This window comes from bacterium (genome assembly GCA_029210545.1).
GTDB lineage: Bacteria > BMS3Abin14 > BMS3Abin14 > BMS3Abin14 > BMS3Abin14 > JARGFV01.
Genome location: JARGFV010000202.1, coordinates 1 through 940 on the forward strand (window position 1 = coordinate 1; position 940 = coordinate 940).

The following is a 940-nucleotide window of genomic DNA, read 5'->3' on the forward strand; positions in this document are numbered from 1 at the left end:
AACTATTTATGGTGATTTTAACAGCACTAAATCAATAAATAAACCAATAAATTCAACTAGTTATGAATTTTTCAGGCACAACTACTTTAGTACCTAAGGAAACCCCCCGGCTTTGCCGGGGGACCCGAGAAGTTTGACAGTACCTGGAGTAAATGAAAGCCTCCCCCTGTGAACCGCTCAAAGTTTACAGGAAAGGAGGCCTTCGTTGAACGATGTAAAAAGCTTAAGCCATACAGCGTGGGATTGCAAGTATCACGTGGTATGGATCCCGAAGTGTCGCAGGAAGGTATTGTATGGTCAAATACGGAATGATTTGGGAGAAGCATTTCGGGAGTTAGCACGTCAACGGGAGAGTTTGGTGTTGGAAGGTCATGTTTGTACTGATCATATCCACATCTATCTTTTCATACCCCCGAAATACGCGGTGTCTCAAGTAATTGGTTATATGAAGGGCAAAAGCGCGATTCACATTGCCCGTACTTATGGTGGTCGCGCCAGGAATTTTGTAGGTCAGCATTTTTGGGCACGTGGCTATTATGTGTCAACTGTAGGTCGAGATGAAAAGATGAACCGCGACTATATCCGTCGTCAGGAAGCAGGGGATCGTCGTCTGGATCAACTGCAGTTGTTGCGTTAGCCGCCTTTAGGCGGCCCGAGGTTTTAATAACCGCTTTGAGCGGTTCACAGTTCAAGCCCCCGGCTTTGCCGGGGGTACGTGACTGTGTGGACACCTACAACTGTGAAGAACATCATAGAAAGAGCAAATTCTTTGTAATGATATTACATTGTAGGGTATGGTATCCTTAAGTTTCAAAGCCCTAGGAGGCGATTTTGTCAGATTGTTCAACACTAAGTAAAGCTCCTATTGTAGAAGCATTATTCGATATAAACGTCCAGCAAAATCCAGAGCTTACTATCGAAGAGCTAGAGGCAATCCATG

1 protein-coding gene is annotated in these 940 nt (G+C 44.7%); it reads left to right on the forward strand.

The window, feature by feature from the left end:
• Positions 1 to 205: 205 nt before the first annotated feature.
• The gene (gene tnpA, locus P1S46_12290) at positions 206 to 637 is read left to right on the forward strand and encodes an IS200/IS605 family transposase (GenBank protein ID MDF1537246.1); all 432 of its coding nucleotides are present in this window, start codon (positions 206 to 208) and stop codon (positions 635 to 637) included.
• The last annotated feature ends 303 nt before the right edge of the window (positions 638 to 940 follow it).